General features: G+C 71.2%; 12 protein-coding genes and 1 pseudogene. 5 read left to right on the plus strand and 8 right to left on the minus strand.

The window, feature by feature from the left end; genetic code table 11:
• On the plus strand, window positions 1–948 hold the full coding sequence (locus ACTRO_RS37970) for an NADP-dependent oxidoreductase (protein WP_034278598.1): 948 nt from the start codon (window positions 1–3) through the stop codon (window positions 946–948).
• A gap of 18 nt (window positions 949–966) precedes the next feature.
• On the opposite strand, the gene ACTRO_RS37975 is transcribed toward ACTRO_RS37970, so the two are convergent.
• From ACTRO_RS37975 to ACTRO_RS38000, 6 genes and pseudogenes are all read right to left on the minus strand, one after another.
• Window positions 967–1,641, minus strand: coding sequence for an HAD family hydrolase (locus tag ACTRO_RS37975; protein ID WP_034271068.1), 675 nt, complete (start codon window positions 1,639–1,641; stop codon window positions 967–969).
• Between the two features lie 8 nt (window positions 1,642–1,649).
• Window positions 1,650–2,030, minus strand: a complete 381-nt coding sequence (locus ACTRO_RS37980) for a hypothetical protein (protein WP_034271071.1) — start codon at window positions 2,028–2,030, stop codon at window positions 1,650–1,652.
• 28 nt (window positions 2,031–2,058) lie between these two features.
• A complete protein-coding gene (locus ACTRO_RS37985) occupies window positions 2,059–4,092 on the minus strand; it encodes a DUF2264 domain-containing protein (protein ID WP_051452027.1) in 2,034 nt (677 codons plus the stop codon).
• Window positions 4,093–4,163: 71 nt separating this feature from the next.
• Window positions 4,164–5,126 carry a PDR/VanB family oxidoreductase gene (locus ACTRO_RS37990; protein ID WP_034271074.1) on the minus strand — a complete coding sequence of 321 codons (963 nt, stop codon included), beginning with the start codon at window positions 5,124–5,126 and terminating at the stop codon, window positions 4,164–4,166.
• A pseudogene (locus tag ACTRO_RS37995) lies at window positions 5,123–6,168 on the minus strand (Rieske 2Fe-2S domain-containing protein); the annotation flags it as partial. The pseudogene ACTRO_RS37995 and the gene ACTRO_RS37990, both read right to left, overlap by 4 nt.
• 65 nt (window positions 6,169–6,233) lie before the next feature.
• A complete protein-coding gene (locus ACTRO_RS38000) occupies window positions 6,234–7,037 on the minus strand; it encodes an IclR family transcriptional regulator (protein ID WP_034271076.1) in 804 nt (267 codons plus the stop codon).
• A gap of 199 nt (window positions 7,038–7,236) precedes the next feature.
• Between ACTRO_RS38000 and ACTRO_RS38005 the strand changes: the two genes are divergently transcribed.
• The 4 genes from ACTRO_RS38005 (at window position 7,237) to ACTRO_RS38020 (ending at window position 11,925) form a co-directional block, all read left to right on the plus strand.
• Complete coding sequence (locus tag ACTRO_RS38005; RefSeq protein ID WP_034271079.1) at window positions 7,237–9,195, plus strand: S53 family peptidase; 1,959 nt, start codon at window positions 7,237–7,239, stop codon at window positions 9,193–9,195.
• 119 nt (window positions 9,196–9,314) lie between these two features.
• Window positions 9,315–9,794: a MarR family winged helix-turn-helix transcriptional regulator gene (locus ACTRO_RS38010; RefSeq protein WP_084316849.1), complete on the plus strand. Its 480-nt coding sequence runs from the start codon at window positions 9,315–9,317 to the stop codon at window positions 9,792–9,794.
• Between the two features lie 122 nt (window positions 9,795–9,916).
• On the plus strand, window positions 9,917–10,489 hold the full coding sequence (locus ACTRO_RS38015) for an isochorismatase family protein (RefSeq protein WP_034271081.1): 573 nt from the start codon (window positions 9,917–9,919) through the stop codon (window positions 10,487–10,489).
• Entirely contained in the window at window positions 10,486–11,925 is a 1,440-nt protein-coding gene (locus tag ACTRO_RS38020; protein WP_063628146.1) for an MFS transporter, read from the plus strand. The genes ACTRO_RS38015 and ACTRO_RS38020 overlap by 4 nt, the downstream gene beginning before the upstream one ends.
• A gap of 10 nt (window positions 11,926–11,935) precedes the next feature.
• Here the strand turns inward: ACTRO_RS38020 and cpt are convergent, their stop codons facing one another.
• Both cpt and ACTRO_RS38030 read right to left on the minus strand, forming a co-directional pair.
• Window positions 11,936–12,451: a chloramphenicol phosphotransferase CPT gene (gene cpt, locus ACTRO_RS38025; RefSeq protein ID WP_034278608.1), complete on the minus strand. Its 516-nt coding sequence runs from the start codon at window positions 12,449–12,451 to the stop codon at window positions 11,936–11,938.
• Window positions 12,452–12,521: 70 nt separating this feature from the next.
• On the minus strand, window positions 12,522–13,265 hold the full coding sequence (locus tag ACTRO_RS38030) for a hypothetical protein (protein ID WP_034271083.1): 744 nt from the start codon (window positions 13,263–13,265) through the stop codon (window positions 12,522–12,524).
• Window positions 13,266–13,426: the final 161 nt, after the last annotated feature.

Raw genomic sequence — 13,426 nt, forward strand, 5'->3', positions numbered from 1 at the left:
ATGCGAGCCGTAGTGGTCAACAGATTCGGCGGACCCGAAGTACTCGAGCTCGTCGACACCGAGCGTCCGGAGCCGGGCCCCGGCGAGATCCTCGTGCGCGTACACGCCGCCGGATTGAACCCGGCCGACTGGAAGATCCGCGCCGGGCACATCGCGCACATCGGCGAGCCTCCGATCATCCCCGGGCTCGACGTGTCGGGCGTCGTCGAGCAGACCGGTGCCGGTGTCACGATGTTCGCGGCAGGGGACGAGGTCTACGCGTCCAAGCGCTCAAAAGCCGGGACGTACGCGCAGTACGTCGTCGTCGGCGAGAGCGACGCGGCCCACAAGCCCGCCGGCGTAAGCCACATCGAGGCCGCCGCCCTGCCCACCGCCGTGCTCACCGCATGGCAGGTGCTGCACTACGGCGCGGAGCTCAAGCCGGGTCAACGGGTCCTGATTCACGCCGCCTCCGGGGGCGTCGGCCACCTGGCCGTGCAGATCGCGAAGGCCGCCGGGGCACACGTGATCGGCACCGCCCGCGCCGGCAACCACGCTTTCCTGCGTGAGCTCGGCGCGGACGAACTGATCGACTATCGGGAGCAGGACTTCGCCGAGGTGCTCGCGGACGAAGCCGCCCTTGTCGACGTCGTCGTGGACGCGATCGGCGGCGACTACGGCCCTCGTTCATTGAGCGTGCTGCGGCCGGGCGGAATCCTGCTGAGCATCTCCGGCACCGGATCCGACCGTCCCGTCACCCCCGCCGATGCGGTCGCACTCGGACTGCGCTACGCGGAGTTCGGCTACCGCCCGTCGGGTGCGGATCTCGACCAGGTCGCCGAGCTCGTCGCTTCTGGAGCGCTCCGCGTTCACGTCGACAAGACGTTCCGTCTGGAAGACGTGGCCGAGGCGCACCGATTCATCGAGACCGGCCGCGTCCGAGGCAAGGCAGTGCTGACGCTTCGCTGAGTCAGCCGAGAGCCAGTGCTAGCGCGCGAACGATAGTGACTCGACGGCCTCGACAGCTTCCAGCAGAGGGAGGGCCGCGGCGCTGGGCAGCACCAGGTCTGCTGCCGTGAACCGCGCGGGGTCGGCGAACGGGTTGGGGATGGCGATGCACGGCAGCCCGGCGGCTTTGGCGGCGGCGACGCCGTGGGGCGTGTCCTCGACCGCGACCGCTTGGGCGGGCTGGAGGCCGAGACGCTCGATGGCGAGCAGGTAGACGTCGGGAGCCGGTTTGACGGCCGGCACCTCGTCGCCGGTCGCAAGGGTGGTGAAGTCGTCGATGTGGTTGATGCGCTGGAGCATTTCGGTCACCCAGTGCTCGGGGGAACTGCTGGCGATGGCACAACGAAGGCCGACGTCGTGGGCCTGCGCGAGCCACTCTTCGATGCCGTCGCAGAGCCCGAGTTCGTCGTGCAGCCGCTGTCGATACGCCGTGCGGCGGGCGTGGCTGGACTCGTAGTCGTAGCCGGGCCCGACGGCTTCGGCGAGTTGGCGGTAACGCTCGGCGGTGATGTCGCCGCCGTGGTCGGCGAAGAACGAGGTCTGATCCAGCTCCAGACCGTGCTGGCGCCATTCGTACTGCCAGCAGTCGAGCAGCGTGGTCTCGGTGTCCATCAGGAGTCCGTCGAAGTCGAACACGATCGCTTCTATGCGCACGGTGTCATTCAAGCAGGCTGGGCGGCGAAGGATCGCCGCAGCGGCAACGCGGTGAGCACGACGAAAACGCCGAACAAGGTGAGCACCGGCAGGCCGTAGGGGCGGAGCAGGATGCTCGGGTCGGCATGGACGGAGGGCCAGTTGCCCTGCCAGTTCGCGGCGTCGTCCGCGATCATGATCGCCGCGCCCAGCAACGGAGCCGACGGTATTCGCTTCCAGACGAGCCACGCCGCGAGCGGATCGAGGATCAGCAGGGCGTGGAACAGGATCTGGCTCACCAACGGGAAGCCGCGGAACGCGTGCACGCCACCGTCGGCGAGGTCGTAGGCGTGCGCGGCCGTGCCTTCGAGGAACCCGACGATGAAGACGAACCGGATCAGGCGGAGCATGTATCGCAGGGTACGGCCTCGCCTCGGGCTAGGGAGCTGCTGTGTCGAGCTCCATCACGTATTCGCTTCCGCCCAGCCGCACGGTGACTTTCGCGCCGTGGACGTGCACGGCCGGCGGCGTGGGCAGGTCGAGGTGCGGTTGCCAGTCCTCCGCCGGGAGGTCGTGTCGTCGGAGCAGATGGCCGGCGACGTGGACGGTGTCGTGCGCGCCGCGTCGCTCACCGAGCAGGTACGGCGTCGAGCTGAACTCGCCGAGCGCATTCGATCCCTGATATTCCGCGAGACCGCTTTCGTCATATCCGGCCAGCGGGACGACGGCGGCGAAGACCGCGGCGACGTCGCCACGGGCGAGCGCCCAGGCGGCCTTCGCCGACCCCGCGCTGCCCGCACTCCCGGCGGGCTGCTCGTCCGCCGCGACGGCGTAGCCGCCTTCGCGCACCTGGTCCCAGCCCTCGCCGCCGATGACGCGGTGCGCGCGGATCTCCCACAGCCAGGCGTTTTCGGCGTCGTCGCTGGCAATGAAACAGGATACTGAAACGATACGAGTGTCGGGGATTCCGTTGCCCCAGCGGTCGCGCGGCGTGTGTTCGGACACTGCGACACCGCCGGTGTCCACGCGCGGGGCCTCGATCGTGCGACGTCGGGTCCAGCGGCGCCACGGGTCGAGCAGAGCGAAGTGGCCGTCGATCCCGCCGTTATCCCATGCGGGCCCGGTGCCCGGCGCGGTGTGCGTGCTGTAGCCGAACTTGATGTAATGCGGGTCGTCGCCTCCGCCTGGGGCGAAGGTCTCGTGGTCGGCGCCGTGGTTCGCCACGCGGACCACGCCCTCGTCGCGTTGCGACGCCACCAGCCAGCCGACGGACCGCCACGCGACGACGCCGCGCGCGGGCTCAGCCTCGGGCTCGGGTTCGCCGTCGTCTTCCGGCGCTGCCCACAGCGGATGCTCGGGCCCTGCGGCCAGGCCGAGGAAGCCGATGCCCGCGAAGTACGGCGAGCCGGGGCCGCTGTAGACCTGGAGTGAGGGCTCGAAGTGCGCGGCGCGCCAGCCGAGGCTGGGGGCTTCGGCGCCGCTGACGCCGAATGCCTCGAAGTGGCGGCGCGTGGCGGTGCACAGGCGGCGGGTGCAGGCGGGGGAGAGCGGGCTCACCTCGGCCAGCGACGCGGTCCACAGCCCGGCGAGCACCGCGGTGCGGTAAGTCAGGGATCTGCCCTGGTGCAGCGGCGCGCCGTCCGGGGCGAACGTGCGGGCGTAGTTGCCGGCGAACTCGCCGAGCCGCTCGAGCATCCGCGCGCGGCGGCCCGGATCGGCCGCGTCTCCGCGCAGGCGGTACCACTGCCAGAGGAAGGGGTGGATCACCCAGGAGTTGTAGTGGTCGATGTTGCGGTTGCCGCTCGGCGGGCCGTCGTTGTACCAGCCGTCTGCCAGGTACCAGGATTCGACGCGCTCGACGTCCTCGTCCATGTGACCGCCCGGCACGTCCACGCCGACGGAGGCGAGGAAGGCCTCGATGACCGCGGTGAACAGCAGCCAGTTGTTGTCCCAGGCGCGCAGCGCCGCGTGGTGCGCGAGCCAGTCGGTGAGCCGCTCGCGGGTGCCTTCGTCGAGCCGGTCCCAGAACTGCTCCCGGCACAGGGCGAGGCCGAAGGCGAGGTTCGCCGCCTCCACGATCGGCTGCTGGATGCCGGAGCCGGTGGGCGCGCCGGCCGTCACGGCCCGGCCCCAGGTACCCGCCCACGAGCTGGAGTTGGTGCCGGAGCCCGTGCCGCCGCCCATCGCCGCGGTGAGGCCGCGCGCATACCACTCGGCGTGGCCGGCCTCGTCCTCGCCGTGCGCGAGCCGGGCGCCGGCCAGCAGGAAGCTGCGGCAGAAGCCCTCGATGCCGTCGCTCAGCGGGCCGCACTGGGAGAAGCGGCCGCCGTTCGGCGTCGGCAGGATCAGCGAACCGCCCGCGACCGCGTGCTCCCGAGCGGTCAGCAGCCAGGCGTCGGCGACCGCGACCCACTCGGCCCGCGCGCCGAGCCCTTCCTCATCCCGCTCATTCCGCTCGTGCAGCTCTCGCATGGGTCATGATAGTACGCGCTTACTGTTGTATTGCCTAGCGATCTTCGCTCCGGAAATGGCAAGCGCTTACCTCAGAGATCGAGCGTCAGCTCCGGGCTCAGGCTGCGCGAGACGCAGATGAACATGATCTCGTTGCTCGCGCGCTCGTTCGCCGTCAGCAGGCTGTCGCGATGCTCCGGAACGCCGTCCAGCACAACGGTTTCACAGGTGCCGCAGGTGCCTTCGCGGCAGGACGAGAGCACATCGACGCCGGCGATCTCGACCGCCTCGAGGATCGAACATCCCGGCTTCACGGTCACCCGCTTCCCGCTGCGCTCCAGCACCACGTCGAACGACCCGGCCCGGGCCGGCGCGCCGACCTCGACCGGCGTGAACCGTTCGATGCGCAGCGCGCCGGACGGCCAGTGCGCCGACGCGTCCGCCACCGCCGCCAGCATCGGCTCCGGTCCGCAGGCGTAGATCAGCGTGTCCTCGTCCGGGTCGGCCAGATGCGCCGTCAGGTCTAGCAGACCGTGCTCGTCCTGCGGATGCAGCCGCACCCGGGGCCCGTGAGCCGTCGACAACTCCTCGGTGAACGCCATCGAGGCGCGCGTCCGGCCGCCGTAGAGCAGGGTCCACTGCGCGCCGTCCGCCTGCGCCTTGGCCATCATCGGCAGCAGCGGCGTGATGCCGATGCCGCCCGCGACGAACAGGTACCGCCGGGCCGGCAGCAGCTCGAAGTTGTTGCGGGGAGCGGAAACCGCGAGCGTGGTGCCGACTGCCAGCTCACCGTGTACGAACGCTGAGCCGCCCCGGCCGGCGCTCTCCCGCAGCACGGCGACGCGCCAGTGTTCGGCGTCGGCCGGGTCGCCGCACAGTGAGTACTGCCGGACCAGGTCGCCGCCCAGCCGCAGGTCGATGTGCGCGCCCGGGCTCCACGCGGGCAGCGGCCCGCCGCCCAACGCGGCGAGCGTGAGCGCCACGACGCCCTCGGCCACCTCGACCCGTTCTGTGACGACGACCTTCACCTCGCCCGACGGCTCCGCCGGCGTCACGCCGAAGCCTCGGCCATCCGCTTGAGCATCTTGCGCGCGGCCAGTCCGCCCGCGTCGATGTTGATGCTGAGCTCCTGGAAGCCCTCGGGCTCGGTCTCGATCACGCCCTCGAGCACGTTGAGCGCATCGACGTCCTGCATCACCACGGTGTGGTTGAACTTGGCCATGAACTCGGTCACCTGCGCGTCGTCGCGGGCGAAGTCGCGCGAGACCATCCAGAAGTCGAGCACCGAGTTGTCCGTCTCCGGCGTGATCGCGTAGGTGATCTCGGTGTGGAAGCCCTCCGGGTCGGTCCCGTCCGGGCGCGGCACCGAGCCGACCGGCGCGATCCGGCTGTGCAGCAGGTAGAGGCAGGGGGCGTGGTACTCGATGTCCTGCCAGCGCGATATGCGGTCCGTCAGGCCGGTGGAGTTGGCGTAGAAGGGCGGGCACTCGGCGTCGGCCATGCGCCTGCTGACCCGGACCACGCCGGCCTGCTCGTCGACGGTCGTCTCGATCGGCGTCTCGGCGACCTCCGGCGTGCCGATGTAGCCGCCGTGCAGGTAGGTCTCGTGCGACAGGTCGAGCAGGTTGTCCACCAGCAGGCTGTAGCGGCTCCTGATCGGCTCCATGCCGCTGACGCTGACGTAGCCCGAGTCGGCGTTGAGCCAGGGCGCGCGCGGGATCGGCCGCTCCTCGGCGAGCTTCGGGTCCCCGATGAAGACCCAGATGAAAGAGTCCTGCTCCACCACCGGGTACGAATTCACGCGTGCGGTGCGCGGAATCCGCTCCTGTCCGGGCACGTAGACGCACGCGCCGTTCGGCTCGTAGGTGAAACCGTGGTAGCCGCACACGACCCGGTCGCCGTCGAGTTTGCTCTGCGAGAGCGGGAAACGCCGGTGCACGCAGCGGTCGGCGAGCGCGACCGGTGCGCCGTCCTCGCTGCGGTAGAACACGATCGGCTCGTTGCAGATGGTCCTGGCCAGGAACTCGCGGGTCACCTCGCCGCCGTAGGCGGCGACGTACCACTGGTCGCGGACGATCGGGATGTTCGGTGCGGCCACTTCGGACTCCTTCACTCGCGCCCACCACGGTGTGGGGTCTGCTCACAGCAGAGGTTCGGCGAGGTCAGCCCTGCTCGGCAAGAGGCCCTTCCACTGAGTGGAAGACGCCGTACCCGAGCGCCCGGGAACTGCCGCGGGCGGCCATGCGCACGGCGGGGATCAGCGGCGCCGGGTTGGCCGTGGCCGGCACGACGAGCGAGAGCGCGGCGACGACGGCGCCGGACGCGTCGCGGATCGGCGCGGCCACCGACACCGCGTCGTCGGTGATCTGACGGTCGCTCACCGCGGCATCGGCCCGCCGGACCTCGGCCAGCGTGGCCCGCAGCCGGGCTGGATCGGCGATGGTGTGCGCGGTGAACCTGGCCAGCGGCGCCGCGCACACCTGCTGCTGCACCGGCGCCGGGGCGTAGGCGAGCAGGACCAGCCCGACGCCGGTGGCGTGCAGCGGCCAGCGCGAGCCGACGGTGGTGCGCACGACTACGGCCGAGCGGCCGGAGATCAGCTCGACGTAGAGGGTGTCGACGCCGTCGCGCACGGCGAGCTGCACGTTCTCGTGCGTCGTCTCGTAAAGGTCTTCCAGGAACGGCAGGACGGCGCGGCGCAGCCCGGAACTGCGCGGCGCCAGGCAGGCCACCTCCCACAGCCGCAGCCCGATCCGGTAGCGGCCCTGCTCCGAGGGCTCCAGCGCGCCCCACGAGGTGAGCTGTCCGACCAGACGGTGGGCCGTGGCGGCCGGCAGATCGGCCCGGCGGGCCAGTGCGGCGAGGGTGAGTTCGCGGTGGTCGGCGTCGAAGGCGGCCAGCAGCGCGAGCAGGCGCTCGGCGACGCCGGTGCGGGATGGGGAGGCAGGTTGCGCGGGACTCGCCACCCGCCTACGCTACCGCATCCGGCCTGGTCGCGGGCGTGTGATGGGACTCGGGCGTGGTGGCGCCCGCGCAGCGCCGCGGCGGGTTCGGCGCTCGCCGCCCACCCCGCCCGCAGTCGCGAATATGAGCACTGATACAGTGGAGCGCCCCGGGGGAGCAATACCCTGATGTGGCCTCCCCCGATCACGAGAGAGGTCCGTCATGCAGTTATCACGGCACAAATCACGTGCCACCCGTCCCGTCCTCATAACGCTCGCCGTCGTCACGCCGCTGGTGACGAGCGTGCTCGCCGCGCCGCCGGCCCTGGCCGGTACGGCCACGGCGCGCACCACGCTGACCGGTACGCGTCCTTCCTGGGCGGCGACTTCGTCTGACGCCGGCACGGTACCGGCCGACACCACCCAGAGCGTCCGCGTCTACCTGGCCGGGTCCGACCCGGGCGGGCTCGCCGACTACGCGCTCGCCGTCTCCACGCCGGGGAACGCGGATTACCGCCGCTACCTGACGCCCAGCCAGTTCGAAGCGCGCTTCGGCTCCACCTCGGCGCAGCTCTCGACCGTCGAAGGCTGGCTCGGCGGAGCTGGTCTGCGCGTCACCGCCACGAATTCGCACTACGTCGCCGCAAGCGGATCGGAGTCGCAGATCACTGCGGCGTTCGGCACGACCGTGCACCGCTACCGCACCGCGCATGGGCTCGAGTCGGCCCCCGCGTCATCGGTCAGCGTGCCGGACGCGGTGGCCCCGGACGTGCTGACGATCAGTGGGCTGACCACTGATTCCGTCGGCATGACCGGCGACACCCGGTTCACCCCGCTCGCGTCCGACTCGGACTCGGGGAACGTCGGCGCCTGTGCCGCCTACGACGGCCAGGAAAAGGCCACCACGCTCCCGCCCGCCTACGGCGGCACGCTGGACTGGGACATCTGCGGGTACACTCCCGCGCAGCTCCGATCCGCCTACGGCGTGGCGGGTTCGGGGCTGACCGGACGCGGCGTCACCATCGCCGTGGTCGACGCGGGGGACGCGCCGACCCTGGAGCAGGACCTGGATACGTACAGCGAGAACAACGGGCTGCCGGAACTGCGCTCCGGCCAGTTCACGGAGAATCTGCCCTCGGACATCGCCACGTCCTGCCCCTCGGGGCCGGCCTCCGAGTCGACGCTCGACGTCGACGCCGTGCACACGATGGCGCCCGGTGCCGATCTCGTCTACGTCGGCGCGGACTGCGGTTCTCTGGACGGCGCGCTGGACGCGGAGACCCGCGTCGTCGACGGCCACCTGGCCGACATCGTCAGCGACTCCTGGCACCTGGGTATCGAGCAGCAGCTCCCGCCCGATCTGATCACGGCGTTCGACCGGGTCATGGAGCAGGGCGCGGTCGAGGGGATCGGGTTCTACTTCTCCGCCGGGGACAGCGGCGACTTCTCGACGGCCACCGCCGACGGTACGGCGGCGGTGCAGTATCCGGCGAGCGACCCGTGGGTCGTCAGCGTCGGCGGCACCAGCCTCGCCCTCGGCCGCTCGGGCGGCTACCGCTGGGAGACCGGCTGGGGAAGCCTGTCCGCGTCGTTGTCGTCGGACGGGACCTGGGCTCCTCTGCCCGGGAGCTTCGCGGGCGGTTCGGGCGGCGGACGAAGCGCCCTGTTCGACCAGCCGGCCTACCAGCGCGGTGTCGTGCCCGGCCGGCTCAGCACCGCCGCCGGCGCGAGCACGCCGATGCGGGAGATACCCGACATCGCCGCGGACGCCGACCCTGACACCGGGATGCTCATCGGCCTGACCATTTCGCTCGTCCCCGGGGTCGCACCGCAATACCTCGAGGGCCGGGCCGGCGGAACCAGCCTCGCCACTCCGCTGATCGCCGGGATCCAGGCCGACGCCGAACAGGCCGAGGGCGGCATCCCGCTCGGGTTCGCCGATCCGGCGATCTACCGGCGTTACCGTTCCCCCGCCTTCCGCGACGTCACCGACCAGCCCTTCGGGCCCGGAACGACGATCGCGATGGCAGACGAGTCGCTCGATTTCGCGACGGGAGTGTTCGTCGATACGGCGGTCACCTTCGCGCGGGACGAGTCGCTCGCCGCGACCCCCGGGTACGACGACGTCACCGGCGTCGGCACCCCCACCCGGGCCTACCTCTCCTCCTACCTCGGACGATAGGAGCCCGTGGAGCAACCTGAACAACCGAGGGGCTGACTGAAGGCCCTCGTCCCGCTCGCGACGGCCGAAGATCTACAGTTAACTGTACAGTTCACTGTGGAAGTAGTAATCTTGAAGGCATGGACGAGAGGGACGAGGGCCGCCCGGCCACGAGCACCGCGCACGCCGACGGCGACGTCGAGGTGGGCGCGGTCGCGGCTGACCTGCGGCTGGTCGTGGTGCAGCTGCTGCGCCGCCTGCGCGAGCAGGCCCCCGGCAGCGACCTGACCAAGTCCCAGTCCACGGTCCTCGGCCTGCTCGAGACGCTCGGCTCCGCCACCGCGACCGAGCTGGCCAAGGCGCAGGGGATGCGGCCGCAGTCGATGGCCGCCATCGTCGCCGCGCTCCAGTCCTTCGGGCTGGTCGCCGGCGCGCCCGACCCGCGGGACGGGCGCAAGACGGTGCTGAGCCTGACCGAGAAGGCGCGGGAGGAGTTCCGCACCGGCCGGCTGGCCAAAGAGGACTGGCTGACCTCGGCGCTCGTGGCGACCCTCACGCCTGAGCAGATCGCCCAGGTGGCCGAGGTCGTCCCGCTGCTGCGGCGGCTCGGCCAGGCCTAGCCGCGCCCGCAACCCGATCCACCACCGACTTCCCGCGTCCCCGCCCGCCGTCGCGTCCGCGTCCCCGCGCCGGCCGCCGTCGGGCGTGCCCGGCTGCCCCGGAACACTGAGAGGAAAAGACCATGGCCTTCACCGCCATCGACCCGACCACCGCGCTGATCGTGATCGACCTGCAGCGGGGCATCGTCGATCTGCCGCTGGCCCATGCCGGCAGCGGGGTGGTGGACAACTCGGTCCGCCTCGTGCGCGAGTTCCGCAGCCGCAACCTGCCGGTCGTGCTGGTCAACGTGGCCGGCTCGCCCCCCGGTCGCACCGATGAGAACGGCGGCGCAGCGGCGCGCCGCGCCTTCCCGGACGGCTGGACCGCGCTGATCGACGAACTCGACGTGCAGCCCAGCGACATCCTGGTGACCAAGTACGCGCGCGGCGCCTTCTCCGGCACCGGCCTGACCGAGACTTTGCGCGGCGCCGGCGTCACCCAGGTCGTCATCGCCGGCATCGCCACCGGCTCCGGCGTCGAGTCCACCGCCCGCACCGCGCACGAGGACGGCTTCCACGTCAGCCTGCCGGTCGACGCCATGACCGACAGCGTGCTGGAGAAACACGACCACTCCGTCGCCAAGGTCTTCCCGCGCATCGCCGAGACCGGCACCACCGACGAACTGCTGCGGCTGCTCGAAAGCGGGCAACGATGACAGCGGCCACCGCCGCGCGGCCCGAGACGCCCGCGCCCGGCGAGGACTCCGGCCGGGAACCCGGCCGGGGCAAGCCCTTCGGCTGGCGGTTCATCAGCCCTCTGCTGCTCGGCTCCAGTCTCAACCCGATCAACAGCTCGATGATCGCCACCGGGCTGGTGGGCATCGGCGTGGACTTCCACAAGGGCCCCGGCACCACCGCCACGCTCATCTCCGTGCTGTACCTGTGCAGCGCGGTGATGCAGCCGACCATGGGCAAGCTGGCCACCGTCTTCGGCGCGCGCCGGGTGTTCCTGGTCGGCGTCTCGATCCTGCTGCTCGGCGGCGTGCTCGGCGCGGCCGCGCCGGCCTTCGGCTTCCTCGTGGTCTCCCGGGCGCTGATCGGCGTGGGCACCTCGGCCGCGTATCCGACCGCGATGGCGCTGGTGCGCAAGCGCGCCGACGAGCTCGGCACCGGTGTGCCGAGCCGGGTACTGGGCAACTTCTCGATCGCCTCGCAGGTCACCATCGTGGTCGGGCTGCCGCTCGGCGGCGTGCTGGCCGGCGCCTTCGGCTGGCGCGCGCTGTTCCTGGTGAACGTGCCGCTGGCCCTGCTGACGCTGGTGTGCACGCTGATCGGGGTGCCGCGCGAGGGCCGCCGGCAGGTGGAACACCGCTCGCTGGCGACCACCGTGGACGTGGTCGGCATCGCCCTGTTCGCCGCCACGATCGTCGGCGTGCTGGTTTTCCTCTCCGGGCTCGGTCAGCCGCGCTGGTGGCTGCTGGCCACGGCGTTGGTGCTGGCGGGCGTGCTGATCGGCTGGGAGCGCCGGGCCTCGAAGCCGCTGATCGACGTGCGCATGCTGGCCCGCAACCCGCGCGTGCTGCGTACCTACATCCGCCAGACGCTCGCGTCGTTGGGCACGTACACCGCGCTCTACGGCCTGAGCCAGTGGATGGAGGGCGCGGCCCACTACTCGGCGTCCCAGGTGGGCCTGATCCTGCTGCCGCTCTCGGGCGTCAGCGTCGTGCTCGCGCGGATGGTGTCCACCAAGGGCTGGGTGAAGGTGCCGTTGGTGCTGACCGGCGTGTGCCTGGTGCTGACCGGCGTGGTCATGCTCACGATCACGCACAGCTCACCCGTCCTGCTCCTGATCGGCATGTCGCTGCTGTTCGGATTCGCCAACGGGTTCAGCGGATACGCGAACCAGGCGACGCTCTACCTGCAGTCGAGCGCGAAGGACATCGCGGTGGCCTCCGGTCTGTACCGGACGTTCACCTACTTCGGCGCGATCTTCTCCTCGAGCTTGATCGCCATCGCCTTCGGCAGCAGCGCAACCGACCACGGCCTGCACTCCGTGGCCTACGTGATCTCCGGCATCGGCGTGCTGACCGGCCTGATGGCGCTGCTGGACCGCACGATCCCGCGCCGCGCCGAGCAGAAGCGCGGCGAGTGACCTTCGGGGGTCAGCTGATGGAGGCGGCGATGGCGCGGGCGCAGTCCAGCGACTCGGTGTGTGTGGTGTCGACTTCGAGGTCGTAGCGCACACCCTCGTGCACCGAATCCGCCTGCGATGCGGCCATCCCCGCCACGCGGTCCCCGCGGGCGAGCTCGCGGCCGGTCGCGACGGCCATTTCGCAGTGCACGCCGATCCAGGCGACGCGCACGTCGGCCAAGACCTTGCGCCACTCCTGCTGAGTCCCCGCGCCGCCGAGGAAGACGTCGTCGATGATGATTTTCGCGCCCTCGCGCGCCATCGTCGCGATGCCCTCGCGCCACGCCGCCTGCAACGCGCGGAACTCGGGCCCGACGCTGACCTCGCCGTCCGCCGCGAGCACGATCCCGTCGGCGGAGGTGCTCATCCGCGCCGGCATGGCCTCGATCAGCGAGTCGGTCCCGAACGCCAGCCACTGTTCGGGCAGTACGGCCTGCAGGCACCGCGCGATGCCGGACTTGCCCGAACTCGAGCCGCCGTTGAGCATGATCACCTGAGTCGCAACCGTCACGCGGCCCAGCCTAGATCGTGCTCCGCGGTTCCGGCGACCGGCCGGATCACCACACCTGCAGCGACATGACGTAGCCGTAGCCGGGCGTGTAGTGGGTGCTGAGGAAGTACGTGGCCGAGCCGAAGGCCGGGGTGGCCGAGACGGTCTGCCGGCCGTCCGTCAGGCCGTTGATCTGCTTGAGCTCGGGCCCGATCTGCGCGCGCAGCCAGGCTTCGGCGTCGGACTCGGATGCGCCGGAGAGGCCGGTCTGCACGCACAGCAGCAGCGTGTTCGTGATCTGAGTCACCGCGGCGGCGCTCGTCGGCTCGAAGTTCTGCGCGGAGCAGGTCGGCTCCGGCATGCCGTTGGGAAGCAGCGTCTGCACGCCCACCTCCAGCTGGCCTATCTGGTCGGTGGTCCAGCGCCAGGAGTTGTAGGTCTCCGCAGGGTCCTGCCAGTCGTTCTGGGTGGACTTCGGACCGGCCACGCTGTGGGCGTGGTTGAGCCAGTTCGACCAGTCCCAGGCCACGGTCAGCTGCCGGGTGGCCGGAAGCGCGCGGTAGTCGGTGGGGACGGGGCTGCCGGGGTGCAGCGACGGCTGGACGACCGGGGCGTCCGAGGCATTGACGTCGACCGTGCCGACCTGGCTCGCGGTCGGGCCGGCCTTGGGCCGGCCGGCGGCGTCGTTCGCGTTGGCGTGGTCGCCGGTGCAGGCCGACGCGGCCAGGGCGAGCAGGAGGGCGCACGAGCCGGCGGCGGCCCCCGCGGTGAGCTTGCGGCGAGTGCGGGTGGGGGCGATGCGGTCGGCCACGGGTCCTCCCTGGCTTCCGGCCGTCTTCGGCGGCCTGAGCTCGGATGTTTCGAAGAGCGCCGTCAGTCTACTGATCAGCCCTCGGACGTCCAGCGATCTCGCCGGGGCGCGCCCGGGCCGCGTCGGCGACCTGCGCCGGTGCGCGCGGAGGGGGCGTGAAA

It is taken from the genome of Actinospica robiniae DSM 44927, assembly GCF_000504285.1.
GTDB classification, from domain to species: Bacteria; Actinomycetota; Actinomycetes; order Streptomycetales; family Catenulisporaceae; genus Actinospica; species Actinospica robiniae.